This is a genomic window from Bacillus cereus group sp. BfR-BA-01382, assembly GCF_022663475.1.
Classification (GTDB): Bacteria; Bacillota; Bacilli; order Bacillales; family Bacillaceae_G; genus Bacillus_A; species Bacillus_A thuringiensis_S.
In genome coordinates, this window is the sequence record NZ_JAKUFQ010000064.1 from 15,164 (window position 1) to 31,227 (window position 16,064).

Genomic DNA, 16,064 nt, shown 5'->3' on the forward strand with positions numbered 1-16,064 from the left:
ATTTCGGCAGTCTTAATCGATAAATTCAAATTCATATTCAAGAATTTTTACAATATCTCCGTCTTTTGCACCACGTGCACGAAGCGCTTCATCAATACCCATTCCGCGCATTTGGCGAGCGAAACGACGTATAGATTCATCACGTGAGAAGTCTGTCATTTTGAATGTCTTCTCGATATCGTAACCAGAAATAACAAATGTGCCGTCACTTTCACGTGTAATTTCAAATTTAAGACTTTCAGCATCAAATTTATACATTACACTTGCTTCAGACTCTTCGACAACATCGTACATTGGGAATTCTGGTGTTGTTTCTAATAAGTTCGCTACTTCAAATAGTAAATCACGAACACCTTGTTTCGTTACAGCTGAAATTGGGAAGATTTTTACTTCGTCTCCCACTTTCTCTTTAAATGCTTGTAAGTTCTCTTCTGCATCTGGCATATCCATTTTGTTTGCTACAACAACTTGCGGACGCTCTGTTAAACGCATATTGTATTCTTTTAATTCATTATTAATTGTAACATAATCTTCATATGGCTCACGGCCTTCTAAACCAGACATATCAATAACATGTACAATTACACGTGTACGCTCGATATGACGTAAGAATTGGTGTCCAAGTCCAACGCCAGCATGTGCGCCTTCAATTAGTCCAGGAAGGTCAGCCATCACGAAGCTGCGGTTATCACCAGTTTCAACAACACCAAGATTCGGAACGATTGTTGTAAAGTGATACTCTGCAATTTTCGGACGTGCTGATGATACAACAGATAATAATGTAGATTTACCTACACTTGGGAATCCAACAAGTCCAACATCTGCTAGTACTTTAAGTTCTAGAATGACATCACGTTCTTGACCTGGTTCTCCGTTTTCAGCGATTTCTGGTGCTGGGTTCGTAGCTGTTGCGAAACGTGAGTTACCACGGCCACCACGGCCACCTCTTGCGATTACAGCAGTTTGTTCATGCGTTACTAAATCGGCAAGAATTTGACCAGTTTTTTCATCTTTTACTATTGTTCCTGGTGGAACCTTTACGATTAAATCTTCAGATTTACGTCCGTGCTGACCTTTACTCATTCCGTGCTGACCGCGATCAGCTTTGAAATGACGTTGGTAGCGGAAGTCCATTAATGTACGTAAGCCTTCCTCAACTACGAAAACAACATCTGCACCTTTACCGCCGTCGCCACCTGCTGGGCCACCTTTAGGAACATACTTCTCACGACGATACGCAACCATACCGTTACCACCGTCGCCGCCTTTTACATATATCTTGACCTGATCTACAAACATTATTTCACCACACTTTTTCAATTGGTTGTAATATAACTGAGACTTCTTCGTCTCGCACTGTATAAGAAATGGAATACCATTTATTGTTTTGGGTCGCAAGCCAATTCTGTAGTTCTTCTACACTCGTTAGCTTACCACGAAAATCAAAAAAGAAACGAGCATTATCCGCGTCACATTCAATTGTGATACAAACATAATTTTCAACATATACGTCTAAACTATGCTGAAGCATCGAGAAAAATTGATTCGTCCATGTACATACAGTCTCATCTAAGTGAGATAAGTTATGTAATTCCCCTAATACTTCGTACTCCAATAAGCACGGCTGCTGTTTCCAATTATATGTTAAAATCCACTCTGAAAATAAAGGCATTGATAGCCCCATCAGATTGGATTCTTGTCTCGCTTCTTGGACAAAACGATCGATGAGACTATGAATTTCTTCCACTTTTCCAAGGGAAAGGTTTCCTTTCACCATCTGCATACGATTGAGCCAATCATGTCTTGAATGGCGCAATGCATCTATAATTGTCCATTTTTCATTCATTTAGATACCCCTTAATATAGAAAAACTCTAACCTGCACTCAGGTTAGAGTTTTCCGTGAGTTCTTATGCTTCTTGAGCAACAGGATATACGCTCACTTGTTTGCGGTCACGGCCAAGACGCTCAAAGCGTACTACGCCGTCAACTTTCGCGTATAAAGTGTCATCGCCACCACGACCAACGTTAACACCTGGATAAATTTTTGTACCGCGTTGACGGTAAAGAATTGAACCACCTGAAACCGTTTGACCATCTGCGCGTTTAGCACCAAGACGTTTTGACTGAGAGTCACGACCGTTCTTTGTACTACCTACACCTTTCTTAGATGCGAAAAACTGAAGATCTAATCTTAACATACGTTACACCTCCTGCACTTTTTCTATTAAACGGATATACTTTCCGTAATCAAGTTCGATCGTCTTAAGCGAAACAACCAATCCTTCCAAAAGTATCTGTGCTTTTTCTACTGTATGAACGTCTAAATCATTAGGCAATTCATACGTTAAGAATCCGCCATCACTTCCGAGTTCAATAGTTGCCTGCACATTACAAAGTTCTTCCACTGCATTTATAGAACCAAACACAACCGCTGTAGTTCCAGCACAGACAAGGTCTTGTCCATGTGGCGCATAATCGGCATGTCCAGTCATTTTAAATGATTGGATACTTCCTAATTTCGTGCGACTTATCGTAATTTTAATCATGTTAACCTGGATTAAGCGTTGATAGCTTCAACAACTAGCTTAGTGTAAGGTTGACGATGACCTTGTTTCTTACGATTGTTCTTTTTCGCTTTGTATTTGAAAACGATAATTTTCTTAGCGCGACCTTGTTTTTCAACTTTCGCAGTAACTGTTGCACCTTCTACAACTGGGCTACCAACTTTAACGTTTTCGCCACCAACGAAAAGAACTTTGTCAAAAGTAACAGTTTCACCAGCTTCAACATCTAATTTTTCAATGTAGATTGCTTGACCAGCTTCAACTTTAATTTGTTTTCCACCTGTTTCGATAATTGCGTACATACTTGCACCTCCTCTTAATTACTAAGACTCGCCAAAAACGAGGTAGACATATATGCCTTTAGGGAACCTGTCTTGTGCGGTTGTAGCATATAGCCGTTTAGGTGCTATAAACTATAACATAAAGATGTTATCATGAATCATAGACGGTTGTCAATAAATGTTCTGCTAACTATTTTTTCCGCTCTACAATTTCTGTTTTACTTCCAAAACGGACAATTGCATACTTTTCGATCATATCATCTTTGAAATAAATTTCAAATGGAATATTTTTTTGTAATTCTTTTTGCAAAAATTGTTTTTGCAAGTCTTTAGGTGCAGCGATTAATACTGCCTCATCCTCTATATTGCCATATGTAATTAGCTCTCTCTCTAACTCATACGCAATTGTCTCATATGACATCATATACCCCGTCGCTTTGCACGGTACACATTCTTCTAGTAATACGTCGCGTAAAGAATGTTTCTTACGTTTACGTGTCATCTCTAAAATCCCTAACTCTGTAAACCCAAGCACTCTTGTATATGTGCGATCATTTTGCATAGCAGCCATGAGACATTCTCTTACCATTTCTTTATCTTCTCTTCTTTTCATATTAATAAAATCAATTAATATCATACCACCGATATCACGCAGTCTTAATTGACGTGCAATCTCTTCAGCTGCCACTTCATTTGTACGAAGGACTGTATCTTGTAAATTCTGTTTTCCAGTAAACTTGCCCGTATTCACATCAATTACAGTCATCGTCTCCATTTGTTCCACAATTAAATAAGCACCATTCGGGAGCCATACAATTTTTTGAAGTGCTTTCTCGATTTCACGCTCTATTCCAAAATGGTTAAACATTGAAGATTTTTCATTATAAAAAGATACTTTTTCTTTTCCAATCTTTCCCTCTAATTCTTTTACTATACTTCTTGTATCTACAACTACTTTTTCAATTGTTTCAATCGGATTCTCTTGGAATACACGATCTAAAAAGGTGGCCGGTCGATGAAGTAATAACGGCGCCTTTCCTTGGCCCTCTTTTCTTTTTAGCTCTTCATATAACTGCTGTAACATTTGCATTTCAGCTTGTATTTCTTCAATCGCTCCTTTTTCAGAAGCAGAGCGGAAAATGTAACCCCCTGTTCCTTCTACCTCAATTTGGAGTAACTGTTGTCTTTTTTTATTATTTTTTATTTTCCGAGAAACAGCGCGCATCTCATCAAACGGCATATAAACGACATATTTCCCGGTAAATTCTATATTCGCTGTCAATTTAGGCCCTTTCGTATCAATTGCCTCTTTTACAACTTGTACGAGAATCGCTTGCCCTTCATGTATACGATAACAAGATGGTACATCATCGTATGAAAGATACGCATGTTTTTCTAAACCGATGTTTACAAATGCTGCGTTCATTCCAGCGATTGTTCTTACGATACGTCCGGCATAAATATGCCCAACAATCTCTTGCTCTTCATTACGTTTCCATAAAAACTCAACAATTTTTTTCTTCTCTTCAATTGCAACGCGCTTTTCCGATCCAGCGTAATTCACATATAACGTTTTCAAAATTATTTCCTCACTTTATAATCTTCTTTGCTTTTACAATAATAAAAGGTTAGTGCTATCGTCAACACTAACCGATTAATTCTTCAACTGATGAAGTTGTTCGTTTTTCAGTAAAATATGCATAGAGCAGTTCATTTTCATCTAATGTGTAATGTTCTTTATATTTTCCATGGACGATAATAGAGTGCTTATATCCTCTACGAAATTTTGTGAATATCTTATATAAATGATCTTCTGATTGCACTTCAATAGGTGCAATCTTTTCAATTCCTCTTTTGTTCCCATAATAACGTTCTAATAAAAAACGCATAAAGGCATACCGTCTTTGTTTCCACTCTTGATATAACGACACTGCCAAAAACATGAGTAGTACCCACATCATAATATTATTGCTATTCCAGAGTAACTGCCATCCTAATATTACACCAAAAAAAACACATGACAATTTCATCATCTTTCCATGTGCTTGTAAATAAGGAAAACGATATGATAGTATATTAAACAATACTTTCCCGCCATCTAACGGCCAAATAGGGAGTAAATTAAACGCTAAAATAATTATATTATTCCACATAAAGAAATAATATAAATCCGCGTTCAGCCAACCGGCTTCAAATAATATATAACCTACTAGCATCATCCAAACATGTTGAATCGGTCCTGCAATTACGACAACAAGTTCCTCTTTCAACGACTTATTACCATGTTCCTCAAGCTCAGCCACGCCACCAAACGGCAAAAGCTGAATTTTTTTTATACGCCAATTATAGTGCGCTGCTGCAAGAGCATGCCCAAGTTCATGAATAAGAACAATACAAAATAACAGTATTAATTCTTTAAAACGTGCAGTAAAAATACCAATGACAATGATAACCCAAAATAATGGATGCACGGAAATTTTCGTTAAGACGTCCCTATATTTAATCAAATGATATCACCTGGATCGGATCAATAAATTTTTCATTCTTTTTTATCGCGAAATAAAACTTTCCATTTTTATCATTTGTATCATTACTCACCGTTCCAATTTTTTGTTTCTTTGAAACGTAATCATATAATTTCACTGACATATCGTTTAAATTTGCATACCATGACTCCGTACCATCTGCATGTTGAATTTGAACTGTATTTCCAAGTTCCTCTTTCTTACCCGCAAAAACAACTAATCCTTCATTCACTGATTCAACTGTTGCATTTGTAGCTGTTTGGACAAATACACCTTGGCCATTTTTTTGAAACCCTTGCATTACTTTTCCAGAAGCAGGAATTGCATAATTTTTTTGCTGAATACTTCCTTCTTTTTTCTCATTCGGTGAATAAAATACAAGCGGTTTTCCAAATTGCTTTTCATACCATTTCGCTACAGTAGCAAACTGAAATTCCTCTTTCATCACTTTTTCTGTAACAGCTTTAGCACCATCGAACGAAGACGGGGCATTCTTATATAAAATAGCAACCGAAAGAACTAATATTGCTGATAATAAAACTTTGAAGAAAAAGACTTCCTTTCGAAATAAAGGGTGAATTTCCTTTTCTCCTTCTTCAATAAATACTGTTTCGCTACCAAAATTCCCTCCGGTAAAATACTGCTCTTCCTCCATCCTTTCTTGCTCGGCCTTCCTTTTCGCAATCCGCTTTTTAATTTCTTCTACGCGTCTATTCTTCATACTGTCTCCTTTCTTTCCGTAAGCTAATTTCAATAGAAACAGTTGTATACAGTTTGTACATGTGTATGAGCTAAGAAAGAAAGATATTCGTGTGAAGAAAAAAGAAAACACTTCGCATATGTGCGAAGTGCTTTTAACGGATTCCAAAGAAGTTTTTTACCTTTGCAAATACCGATACCTTTTCTTGTTCAAATGCTTGTAATGGTACATTCTCACCCAACAAGCGTCTTGCGATATTACGATAAGCCAACGCTGCTTTTCCGCTTGGTTGCAACGCCACAGGTTCACCTGTATTTGTAGCTCGAATAACTTCATCGTCATCTTCGACAACACCAAGAAGCTCGATTGACAATGTACGTACAATTTCATCAACATCTAACATATCCTGTTCATGAAGCATATGACTACGTACACGGTTAATAACAAGTTTTGGTGGTTCAATATCCTCTTTTTCTAAAAGCCCAATAATACGATCCGCATCGCGCATTGAGGATACTTCTGGCGTCGTAACAACGATTGCTTTATCCGCACCAGCTACCGCATTTTTAAATCCCTGCTCAATCCCCGCAGGACAATCAATTAATATGTAATCATAATCTTGACGTAATACTTGTATTAATTCATCCATTTGTTCAGGTGTTACCGCTGATTTATCACTCGTTTGTGCTGCAGGTAATAAATAAAGATCATCAAAACGTTTATCTTTAATAAGAGCCTGAGGTAAACGGCAACGCCCTTCAACGACATCAACAAGATCAAATACAATACGATTTTCCAGCCCCATTACTACGTCTAAATTTCGAAGACCGATATCTGTGTCAATTAAGCACACTTTCTTTCCAGATAACGCTAGGGCCGTACCAATGTTCGCAGACGTTGTAGTTTTACCTACTCCGCCTTTTCCAGATGTAATTACTATTGCCTCTCCCACAGCTATACAATTCCCCTTTCTAACTTTGTTAAATTAGGTCTAAGATGAGTGAGAAGTTGCAGGCGATCGACAACAATGTGATTGTTCTCATTAATATACGCACATTCTGCCGCCTCCGCTCCGTCTTCTTTCTCTTCCGGAGCCCGCATTGCCACATCACTAATTCGAAGTTGCATCGGGTTCATAACAGATGCAGCGATTACAGCATCCGAATCCCCATAATACCCAGCATGTGCAATTCCTCTTAATGATCCTACAACAAAAATATTCCCCCCAGCGATAACCGTTCCGCCTGGATTAACATCTCCAATTAACAACAAATTTCCTTTTACATGTAAAACTTGTCCAGAGCGAACAATTTTGGAAATAGGGACAATTTCTGTTTCTTCTTTCCAAGCTATTGCTTCTGCTTTAGTGATAACATCACTTTTAATTGAATCCACAACAAGATTCTTTTTATTACGAATTAACGTACGAATCTCTTCTTGTTGGACTTCTGTTAAATAACGATTTCCTACTTTCACATGCACTTCAATTAAAGAGCGTCCATCACCATCGTAGTAATGTGTAGAAAGTTTTTCGTCTAATTCTATCAACAATTCAGAGAATGAACAACAATCATCTAAATGAAGCGTTATCCCATCTTTTGTCCCTTTTATCGTTACATTTTGTTGCTTTTTTTCTTCCACTAAAGTTCACCCCACCGATTCAATTCGACATAAAATTAGAAAATCCTTTTTTCTTTTTCTTCCATCGCTTTTGAAAGACGCAATATATATCGTCTCAGTGGGAAACAAACTATCAACAAGAAAATAGCATTTAACAATAAAGTAGCAAGGAGACGATCTGTGAAAAAGACATACGCTGGCATATGAGTACGTCCCAACAAAGTTAAAAATCCATACACATAATACTCTAGTGCTACAACGCTAGCTAATATGATGGAAACAACAATAAATAAATTCAATTGCAGTACTTTCATCACACTATAAACTAAATAAGCTAAAATCGGATAAGCAAAAATATATATACCGACAAGTTCTGTGTATACGGTATCAAATAAGAAACCAAATAATAGTCCGTAATAAATCCCTTGGACCGGACTATAATACACTGTAATAAAACATAAGACGATTATAAAGAAATGCGGTGCTGCTATACTCTCTTTCCAAAACACATTTGTTGGAACAATGGTAGCAAACATATTTTCAAATAGAAACACAAAAAGGAGCAAAAGAGGAAGAGCTGCTCTTTTTAAAATCTTCATCATCTCTTCTCTCCCTCCTATTCTAATGGCGCTGAAGGCTTTTTACGTTTAGCAACCATAATATGCTCTACGTCATTTAAATCAGCGGCAGGTTTTACATAAGCTGTTTTTGTTAAGCCGTATGCATCTGGTTGTACATCAACGATTTTCCCAATTACAAGACCTTTCGGGAAAATATCACCTAGTCCAGATGTTACAACCATTTGATCTTTTTCTACTTTTGCATCAGAACCAATCTTTGTGAAAAGAAGTAAGTGTTTTTCTTTGTCGTAACCTTCAATTAAACCAAAGATATTTTCTTGCCCTTGTACAATAGCAGATACACGATTTGTTCGGCTCATAGAGCTTAATAACTCTACTGATGATGTAAACTGAGATACACTTTTCACACGTCCAACTAAACCTTGTGAAGTCATAACAGCCATATCTTTTTTAATTCCTTGCTGTGCCCCTTTATCAATTCCAATTAAATCGTACCATTTATCTGAACTACGAGAAACAACAGTAGCTGGAATCTCAGTATAATCGCTCAGCAACTCCTTTTTTCCAGTTAACTCTTGTAACTTCTTGTTATCATCTTCTAATTGTTTTACTTTCCCTGATAGACCTGCATAATTATCTAATTTTGCTTTTAATTCTTTATTCTCTTCATACGTGCGCTTTACATCCTCTACATTTTCGAAGAATCCAGCTACGTATTTCGCTGGCTTTTGGAATACACGTTCTACAACACCGACAGTGTCTTTAACAAACTGCTCTGGCCATGTTAAACTGTTCCGTTCTTTCAATGAGATTCCAATCAATGCCACGAGAAGAATAATACTAACTAACAAAACAATTAATCTTTTGTTTAAGAAAAACTGTGGCACGTTCACACCCTCTTAATTTCACTGATTTTTATTTTGCAATATTATCGAGCAGCAGTTTTGAAAAGATCGATATTGTCTAATGCTTTACCTGTTCCAATTGCTACGCAATCTAATGGGTCTTCTGCAACAAGAACTGGCATTTTTGTTTCTTCACTAATTACTTTATCTAAATTACGTAGTAATGCCCCGCCACCTGTTAATACAATACCGCGGTCCATAATATCAGCTGCTAATTCAGGTGGAGTTTTTTCTAGTGTATTTTTAACTGATTCTACAATCGCATCTACTGTATCTTTTAATGCATCTGCAATTTCTTCTGGCTGAATTAGTACTGTTTTTGGTAAACCACTTACTAAATCACGACCGCGAATTTCCATAGGCTCGATACCTTCTGGCTCGCCTGCAGAACCGATTTCTAATTTTAATGCTTCAGCTGTTCTTTCACCGATCATTAAGTTATAGCTTTTCTTAATGTACTGAATGATTGAATCGTCCATATCATCACCAGCAACACGAACTGACTGACTTGTTACAATACCTCCTAAAGAAATAATTGCAACTTCTGTTGTACCACCACCGATATCAACTACCATACTACCAGTTGGTTCCCAAACAGGTAAGTTTGCACCAATTGCTGCTGCAAATGGCTCTTCGATAGGATAAGCATCACGAGCACCCGCTTGACGAGTCGCATCGATTACTGCACGTCTTTCTACAGCTGTAATACCAGATGGTACACATACCATTACATACGGCTTACGTGAGAAGAAACCGTTTGATTTTTGAGCTTGTTGAATGTAATATTTCATCATTGTTGCAGTTGTTTCATAATCAGCAATTACACCGTCTTTCATCGGGCGAAGTGCCACAACGTTCCCTGGTGTACGACCAATCATTTGTTTTGCGTCGCTACCTACAGCAACGATTTGTTTCGTATCAGTTTGTAACGCAACTACTGAAGGTTCACGTAAAACTACACCTTTTCCTTTTACATATACAAGCGTGTTCGCAGTTCCTAAGTCTATTCCAAGATCGCGAGTAAATCCACCAAATCCAAACATATTATTTATCTTCCTTTCTTGTTTTCACGGACTCATTTTTTCTTACTTTATATTATAAAAACAGTACGTTTTTTATATCTTTATCCTTTTTGTAGATAAATTTCTACAAAAAACTCATAAATCACATTATAAAACAAAATAAGTAAAAAGCATAGTCTTAAATATGACCTTTTTCCTTTAAACTCACGAATTTATGGTCACCTATTATAATATGATCTAGCACTTCAATTCCGATAATCTGGCCGCATTCTACTAAACGTTTTGTTACTTCAATATCTTCACGGCTCGGCGTGGGATCTCCTGAGGGATGGTTATGAAGACATATAATAGAGGCTGCTGCACGACGGAAGGCTTCTTTAAAAACTTCCCTGGGGTGTACAATTGACGTGTTTAAACTTCCAATAAAAATCGTTTGCCTATGTAGAACTTGATTTTTTGTATTTAAATATAAACAAACAAAATGCTCTTGTTGTAAAAAACGCATTTCTTCCATCATGTATTTCGCACAATCTTCTGGACTTCGAATACTATATCTATTTTGATATTCTAAACGCACCATTCTTCTGCCTAGTTCAAAGGCTGCCATAAGTTGCGATGCCTTTGAAATCCCAATACCATGTATACTAATTAGCTCTTCTAATGTTGCATCTTTCAACATACGTAAGCCATCAAATTGGTGTAAAATTTTATCTGATAACTTTAACACTGTTTCTTCTTTAGAACCTGTTCTGAGTAATACTGCGAGAAGCTCTCGATTTGATAAACTTCCGGCACCTTCTAACAATAAACGCTCCCGTGGCTGTTCTTCTCTTACAACATCACGAATACCGTTCATCTCTCCACTCCTTTATTTGTTCTCTCAAAGAAAACCCCATGCAATTTTACGCATGGGTTACATCAATATCAAATTGTTTTAATTCCCTAACGAGACGTGCAATTGGTAAGCCAACTACACTATAGTAGTCCCCTTGAATATTTTGAACGAAAATAGATCCTTTACCTTGAATCCCATAACTACCGGCTTTATCAAGAGGTTCTTTCGACGTGACGTATGTATCAATTTCCTCTTCTGTTAGCTCCCAAAACGTAACTTCTGTACGCTCATAAAAAGTAACCGTTTTTTCTTTTGATATAATCGCAACACCTGTATACACTTCATGTGTTTTCCCTGATAGTAATTGTAACATCTCTTTCGCCTCATCCTCATTAGAAGGCTTACCAAGAATACGCGACTCATATGTAACAATTGTATCTGCACCTAACACAATGTGATCACTATTATTTTCTGCCACCGCTGATGCTTTTTGCAAGGCAAGCGACATTACAATATCAGAAGGCGATGAATATGCACCAATTGTTTCCTCTACTTCACTTACAACGATTTCAAATGGTATGCTAGCTAACTCAAGCAATTCCTTCCTCCGAGGTGATCCTGAAGCTAAAATTATTTTTTTCATATTTTCTCCTTCCTTTCTCACATGAAGCAGAACAATTTATATCAATCGTATCAAAGGAATAGTTTGTCCACAAATGAAAGAAATATTAATTTCTCTAACTAAAATAACAATTCTTTATTGCATACGATTATATTCCTGTCATAGAGAAAGCACTTTGCTCTAAATTCAAAAGAAAAGAAAGAAGTACATGTACTTCTTTCTTACTCATTTTATTATCCTATCATTTCACTTTCTACGAAACAATTTTTTCATACGAAAGTAGGCCATCAATAATAACTTGATTTAATTTCACCAAAGATTCCTTATCCATTTTCCCATCTTTTACTGTTTGTACAGCTACCGACGTATACATATACAGTTTCTTTGCTTCTTCTTGCTTCATACTTTTCCCCTCTTTTTCAATCGCTTTCCATTCTTTTTCAATCGCTTCTATATCTTTTGCGCTGCTTTTTCCACCAACTTGTACACTAGAAGCATATTTTGCTAAATGAGTGTATAATGGCTGCACTTTTGCTAAAAATGTTCCTACTTCTTTATCATCTTTCAGCAACGCTTTATCTGTTATATCCCAGTTCTTTTTTAAAACGGAGACACCATCATTTTTATACTGAGTCATTAATTGATTTATAGCCTGTTCATCGCTAGCAATACCAACAACTATTGCATACTTATCCCCGCTCGGTCTCAAAGCTCCAATGCCCCCATTGCCTTTCCATTCTTCAAGAGCTGCTCGTCCCTTTTCTTCAGAAGAATAAAGCCCCCCTTGAACAAAAAATAATTTCATCGGATCCAATGACACTCCTGCCTGTGCTTTTTGTTTTTCTTCTTTTGGTTCTGATGTTTGTCCTGCCGTTCCACCCACCTTTGATTCTCCATTCCCAGTCGGCTTGGAAGCTGTTACTTCACTTCCTCCTGTCGTTCCTTGTCCGGTGAGTAAATGAAGCATCCCCATTCCAAACGCCGTACCGATAATAATTGCGGTTGCAACGATTGCAATTAATGTATTACTCCACTTCTTTCGGTATTTTTCCACAGACATCGATTTCGCTTTTTGAAACGGAACAACATTTCTCGGTCGTTCACCTTCTACTACCATCCATTCAAATTCATCTTTCTTCTTTTCCTCATACTTCGCTTCTGTTCCATTCACTTTCACTGAGATCGTTCGTGATTGCTTGTCCATACACTCACACCTCACCTCTTATCGTTGTCCGCATCATATCATATTCCTTTCACAAAAAAACGAGATATTTGTCAGAGAAATTCGCCAAATAACCCTATATATTTATCTTATATGTATGCTTTTGACTTCATTTGTAGAACAAAAAACTAGATAGCAAAGACTATCTAGTTTTTCTCGCGAATATATTTTCGAACTTCAGAAATGAAATAAAGAGAACCTGTTATGATGAAAACATCATTTTCTCCTATCATTTCAACTTTTGTATCAATTGCCTCTTTCCAATTTTCAAAAACTAATTTTGATTCTTTTTGTGAATATGATGCAAGTTTATCAGCAGAGATAGCACGATCAAAGGCGAATGTTGTAAAAATAATTTCATCTGCAATGGTTTCTAATTGGCCTACCATGTTATGCAATTGTTTATCACCAAGGGCAGTAAATAAAACTATTACATTTTTATCTTTGTAATGCGCTTCTACTGTTTTCACAAGGCTTTCAATACCTTCTGGATTATGGGCACCATCTATAATAATATCCGGGTTACTTTGCAGCTTTTCAAAGCGCCCAATCCAATACGCTTCCCGTAATCCCGTTCTTATTTCCTCTTCCTCAATTAAAAATGATAGATATGTTTTTACATACATGACTGCCATAAGTGCTAGCGCTGCATTTCCTACTTGATGAATGCCTTTCATTGAGATTTGCAAATCTTCAAATGCGGCAAAAGGACAAGTAAAATCAAACTCTTCCCCATCTTCTTTAGACTGCTTATGTAACGCTGTAAAATGCTTGTCAAGTTCGTATAGGTTTGCATGGTTTTCCTTTGCAACATTTTGAATGACTTCCAAAGCTTCTTCGTCCTGCACACCAGTAATTACCGGCACACCAGATTTAATAATCCCCGCCTTTTCATATGCAATTTCTCCTAGTGTATTCCCTAAAATATGCATATGATCGTGACCGATATTCGTAATAATCGTGAGAACAGGGTGTATAACATTAGTAGAATCAAAACGTCCACCAAGCCCTGTTTCAAATAAAACAACATCACAGAAATTGACTTTACCGAAATAACAAATTGCCATAACAGTAATAATTTCAAACTCCGTCGCTTCCCCTAAATCCGTCTCATCTAGTTTTTCCACGACTTGTTTTACCATCTTTACAAGTTCAGTAATCTCTTCATCTGCAATTGGTGTCCCATTCACACTAATACGTTCATTAAATGTTTCGATATAAGGAGAGGTGAACGTTCCTACCTTATATTTCGCGCCTTCTAACATGTAGCGCATATATGTTAACGTTGAACCTTTTCCATTTGTACCAGCAAGATGAACACATTTTATATGACGCTCTGGATTTCCGAGTTCTTCTAGCATCCATCTCATTCTTTCTAATCCTGGCTTAATTCCAAATTTCAATCGGCTATGAATCCACCCTATCGCTTCTTCGTATGTATGTATCACGTATGCTTTTCCCCTTTCAAAAGACAACTTTCATAGTTCTATTATACGCAAAGAAAAGAGACTCACCAATATAGTGAGTCTCTAAAAACATTTTTACTTTTCAAGATCTACTAGACGTTGACGAACTGCTTCGCGTTTTTCTAGGTAATCTTGCTCTTTCGCACGCTCTCCTTCAATAACTGCCGCAGGAGCTTTCGCTACGAAACCTTGGTTAGAAAGTTTCTTCTGTACACGTTCTACTTCTTTATCGAACTTCTCAAGTTCTTTCTCAAGACGAGCTCTCTCTTCATCAAGATTGATAAGATCAGCTAATGGTAAGAATAACTCTGCACCTGATACGATTGCAGTCATTGCTTTTTCTGGCGCTTGTAAATCCGTTTGAATTGTTAATTCGCTTGGATTACAGAAACGCTCAATGTAAGAGCTGTTTTTCGTAAGTTGAGCAAGTACAGCCTCATCTTTTGCTTTAATTTGCATTTGAACTTTTTTGCTCATTGGCGTATTTACTTCTGCACGGATGTTACGAACAGAGCGAATGATATCAACTAGAAGGTGCATTTCTGCCGCAGCTTCCGTATCTTGTAAATCCTCGCGAACTGTTGGCCACGCAGCTACTGTAATAGATTCGCCTTCATGTGGTAAATGTTGCCAAATTTTTTCTGTTACGAATGGCATGAATGGATGTAATAGACGCATTGTTTGGTCTAATACGTAAGCTAAAATAGAACGAGTTGTTTTCTTAGCTGCTTCATCTTCACCGTATAGTGGAAGCTTCGCCATTTCAATGTACCAGTCACAGAAATCGTCCCAAATGAAGTTGTATAATGAACGTCCAGCTTCACCGAACTCATATTTATCCATGTTACGTGTTACACTTTCGATTGTTTCGTTTAAGCGAGTTAAGATCCACTTATCTGCAACTGATTTTTCACCAGTTAAATCGATTTCTTCATACTTCATATCATCCATGTTCATTAATACGAAGCGTGATGCATTCCAAATTTTATTAATGAAGTTCCAAGTAGATTCTACTTTCTCCATGCTGAAGCGTAAATCTTGACCTGGTGCACTTCCTGTTGATAAGAAATAGCGCATTGCATCTGCACCGTACTTCTCGATAACATCCATTGGGTCAATACCGTTACCAAGAGATTTACTCATCTTACGACCTTGCTCATCACGAACTAAACCGTGAATTAATACATCTTTAAATGGACGCTCGCCTGTAAACTCTAAACCTTGGAAAATCATACGAGATACCCAGAAGAAGATGATGTCATAACCAGTTACTAATGCATCTGTTGAATAGTAGCGCTTAAAGTCTGCTGAATCTTCATCCGGCCAACCAAGTGTTGAGAACGGCCATAGCGCTGAACTGAACCATGTATCCAGTACGTCATTATCTTGATTCCAGTTTTCAATATCTGCTGGTGCTTCTGTACCTACGTATACCTCACCAGTTTCTTTATGATACCAAGCTGGAATACGGTGTCCCCACCATAATTGACGAGAAATACACCAGTCATGAATGTTTTCCATCCAGCGTAAGTATGTGTTTTCAAAACGCTCTGGTACGAACGTTACTTTTTCTTCTTCTTTTTGTTGAAGTGCTACTGCTTTTTCTGCAAGTGGAGCCATTTTTACGAACCATTGTGTTGATAAGTAAGGCTCAACTACTGCACCGCTACGCTCACTATGACCTACTGAATGCATATGAGGCTCGATTTCTACTAATAC

18 protein-coding genes and 1 other annotated feature are annotated in these 16,064 nt (G+C 37.3%); all 18 genes read right to left on the reverse strand.

Features of this window, described 5'->3' with window-relative positions:
* Positions 1–12: 12 nt before the first annotated feature.
* On the reverse strand, positions 13–1,299 hold the full coding sequence (gene obgE / locus MR160_RS21985; RefSeq protein WP_000497121.1) for a GTPase ObgE: 1,287 nt from the start codon (positions 1,297–1,299) through the stop codon (positions 13–15).
* A gap of 4 nt (positions 1,300–1,303) precedes the next feature.
* Entirely contained in the window at positions 1,304–1,846 is a 543-nt protein-coding gene (locus tag MR160_RS21990; RefSeq protein WP_001003580.1) for a sporulation initiation phosphotransferase B, read from the reverse strand.
* A gap of 63 nt (positions 1,847–1,909) precedes the next feature.
* A complete protein-coding gene (gene rpmA / locus MR160_RS21995; protein WP_000944957.1) occupies positions 1,910–2,200 on the reverse strand; it encodes a 50S ribosomal protein L27 in 291 nt (96 codons plus the stop codon).
* A gap of 3 nt (positions 2,201–2,203) precedes the next feature.
* Positions 2,204–2,548: a ribosomal-processing cysteine protease Prp gene (locus MR160_RS22000; protein ID WP_002082112.1), complete on the reverse strand. Its 345-nt coding sequence runs from the start codon at positions 2,546–2,548 to the stop codon at positions 2,204–2,206.
* An 11-nt stretch (positions 2,549–2,559) separates the two neighbouring features.
* Positions 2,560–2,868 (reverse strand): 50S ribosomal protein L21, encoded by a 309-nt coding sequence (gene rplU / locus MR160_RS22005; RefSeq protein ID WP_000270907.1) that lies wholly within the window; start codon positions 2,866–2,868, stop codon positions 2,560–2,562.
* Positions 2,869–2,882: 14 nt separating this feature from the next.
* Positions 2,883–2,960: a sequence feature (ribosomal protein L21 leader region), on the reverse strand.
* A gap of 77 nt (positions 2,961–3,037) precedes the next feature.
* Positions 3,038–4,426: an Rne/Rng family ribonuclease gene (locus tag MR160_RS22010; protein ID WP_000855476.1), complete on the reverse strand. Its 1,389-nt coding sequence runs from the start codon at positions 4,424–4,426 to the stop codon at positions 3,038–3,040.
* Positions 4,427–4,493: 67 nt separating this feature from the next.
* A complete protein-coding gene (locus MR160_RS22015; protein ID WP_000599047.1) occupies positions 4,494–5,354 on the reverse strand; it encodes a M50 family metallopeptidase in 861 nt (286 codons plus the stop codon).
* Positions 5,347–6,093, reverse strand: coding sequence for a stage IV sporulation protein SpoIVFA (gene spoIVFA / locus MR160_RS22020; protein ID WP_000797477.1), 747 nt, complete (start codon positions 6,091–6,093; stop codon positions 5,347–5,349). Before spoIVFA ends, MR160_RS22015 begins: the two co-directional genes overlap by 8 nt.
* A gap of 133 nt (positions 6,094–6,226) precedes the next feature.
* Positions 6,227–7,024 carry a septum site-determining protein MinD gene (minD, locus tag MR160_RS22025; RefSeq protein ID WP_000503309.1) on the reverse strand — a complete coding sequence of 266 codons (798 nt, stop codon included), beginning with the start codon at positions 7,022–7,024 and terminating at the stop codon, positions 6,227–6,229.
* A 2-nt stretch (positions 7,025–7,026) separates the two neighbouring features.
* Positions 7,027–7,713 (reverse strand): septum site-determining protein MinC, encoded by a 687-nt coding sequence (gene minC / locus MR160_RS22030; RefSeq protein WP_000391514.1) that lies wholly within the window; start codon positions 7,711–7,713, stop codon positions 7,027–7,029.
* A 35-nt stretch (positions 7,714–7,748) separates the two neighbouring features.
* Positions 7,749–8,294 carry a rod shape-determining protein MreD gene (mreD, locus tag MR160_RS22035; protein WP_000975762.1) on the reverse strand — a complete coding sequence of 182 codons (546 nt, stop codon included), beginning with the start codon at positions 8,292–8,294 and terminating at the stop codon, positions 7,749–7,751.
* A 14-nt stretch (positions 8,295–8,308) separates the two neighbouring features.
* The gene (gene mreC, locus MR160_RS22040) at positions 8,309–9,160 is read right to left on the reverse strand and encodes a rod shape-determining protein MreC (RefSeq protein WP_001135484.1); all 852 of its coding nucleotides are present in this window, start codon (positions 9,158–9,160) and stop codon (positions 8,309–8,311) included.
* A gap of 41 nt (positions 9,161–9,201) precedes the next feature.
* Positions 9,202–10,221, reverse strand: a complete 1,020-nt coding sequence (gene mreB / locus MR160_RS22045) for a cell shape-determining protein MreB (RefSeq protein WP_000466736.1) — start codon at positions 10,219–10,221, stop codon at positions 9,202–9,204.
* 157 nt (positions 10,222–10,378) lie between these two features.
* Positions 10,379–11,056 (reverse strand): RadC family protein, encoded by a 678-nt coding sequence (radC, locus tag MR160_RS22050; RefSeq protein ID WP_001013396.1) that lies wholly within the window; start codon positions 11,054–11,056, stop codon positions 10,379–10,381.
* Positions 11,057–11,102: 46 nt separating this feature from the next.
* Complete coding sequence (locus MR160_RS22055) at positions 11,103–11,678, reverse strand: Maf family protein (protein WP_000720491.1); 576 nt, start codon at positions 11,676–11,678, stop codon at positions 11,103–11,105.
* Between the two features lie 232 nt (positions 11,679–11,910).
* Positions 11,911–12,861: a hypothetical protein gene (locus tag MR160_RS22060; protein WP_044784524.1), complete on the reverse strand. Its 951-nt coding sequence runs from the start codon at positions 12,859–12,861 to the stop codon at positions 11,911–11,913.
* 164 nt (positions 12,862–13,025) lie between these two features.
* Positions 13,026–14,327, reverse strand: a complete 1,302-nt coding sequence (locus MR160_RS22065; RefSeq protein WP_000582079.1) for a bifunctional folylpolyglutamate synthase/dihydrofolate synthase — start codon at positions 14,325–14,327, stop codon at positions 13,026–13,028.
* Positions 14,328–14,420: 93 nt separating this feature from the next.
* The coding region (locus tag MR160_RS22070) for a valine--tRNA ligase (RefSeq protein WP_346670367.1) at positions 14,421–16,064 on the reverse strand (1,644 nt) is incomplete at its 5' end.

What these genes read in the sequence shown, in the direction of transcription:
- MR160_RS22000 (WP_002082112.1), bottom strand. Translation starts at nt 2,548, where the DNA reads ATGATTAAAATTACGATAAGTCGCACGAAATTAGGAAGTATCCAATCA.
- rplU (WP_000270907.1), bottom strand. Translation starts at nt 2,868, where the DNA reads ATGTACGCAATTATCGAAACAGGTGGAAAACAAATTAAAGTTGAAGCT.
- mreB (WP_000466736.1), bottom strand. Translation starts at nt 10,221, where the DNA reads ATGTTTGGATTTGGTGGATTTACTCGCGATCTTGGAATAGACTTAGGA.
- radC (WP_001013396.1), bottom strand. Translation starts at nt 11,056, where the DNA reads ATGAACGGTATTCGTGATGTTGTAAGAGAAGAACAGCCACGGGAGCGT.
- MR160_RS22055 (WP_000720491.1), bottom strand. Translation starts at nt 11,678, where the DNA reads ATGAAAAAAATAATTTTAGCTTCAGGATCACCTCGGAGGAAGGAATTG.
- mreD (WP_000975762.1), bottom strand. Translation starts at nt 8,294, where the DNA reads ATGATGAAGATTTTAAAAAGAGCAGCTCTTCCTCTTTTGCTCCTTTTT.
- obgE (WP_000497121.1), bottom strand. Translation starts at nt 1,299, where the DNA reads ATGTTTGTAGATCAGGTCAAGATATATGTAAAAGGCGGCGACGGTGGT.
- MR160_RS22060 (WP_044784524.1), bottom strand. Translation starts at nt 12,861, where the DNA reads ATGGACAAGCAATCACGAACGATCTCAGTGAAAGTGAATGGAACAGAA.
- spoIVFA (WP_000797477.1), bottom strand. Translation starts at nt 6,093, where the DNA reads ATGAAGAATAGACGCGTAGAAGAAATTAAAAAGCGGATTGCGAAAAGG.
- rpmA (WP_000944957.1), bottom strand. Translation starts at nt 2,200, where the DNA reads ATGTTAAGATTAGATCTTCAGTTTTTCGCATCTAAGAAAGGTGTAGGT.
- MR160_RS21990 (WP_001003580.1), bottom strand. Translation starts at nt 1,846, where the DNA reads ATGAATGAAAAATGGACAATTATAGATGCATTGCGCCATTCAAGACAT.